Here is a 272-nt window from a genome sequence, read left to right as displayed (position 1 = left end):
CGCTGCCGGCCGGCGCCTTCGACACCAACTCGCTGTCCTGGGGCCATTACGGCGTCGCCCGCGGCATCGACCGCCTGCTGCGGAACCTCGACCGTCACAAGGCGCGCGCCAGCGTGATGACGTCCGGCGTGCTGGCCGAGCGTACCCCGGCCGTGCTCAAGCGCATGGTCGACGCCGGCCACGAGATCGTCGCGCATTCCTGGGCCCAGGACGTGATTCCGGCGACGCTCACCACCGAGCAGGTGCAGACCGACATCGTCCGCACCACCGAG

The 272-nt window shown here is 71.0% G+C and carries 1 protein-coding gene; it reads left to right on the top strand.

Annotated features, from left to right (window positions below; genetic code table 11):
* Positions 1–272, top strand: a 272-nt coding sequence (locus CH341_RS32550) for a polysaccharide deacetylase family protein (protein WP_170149917.1), incomplete at both ends; no start/stop codon positions are given.

The sequence above is a fragment of the Rhodoplanes roseus genome (assembly GCF_003258865.1).
Lineage (GTDB): Bacteria > Pseudomonadota > Alphaproteobacteria > Rhizobiales > Xanthobacteraceae > Rhodoplanes > Rhodoplanes roseus.
The sequence above is the reverse complement of the archived record's forward strand: the minus strand, read 5'-3'. Positions and strand labels throughout refer to the sequence as shown.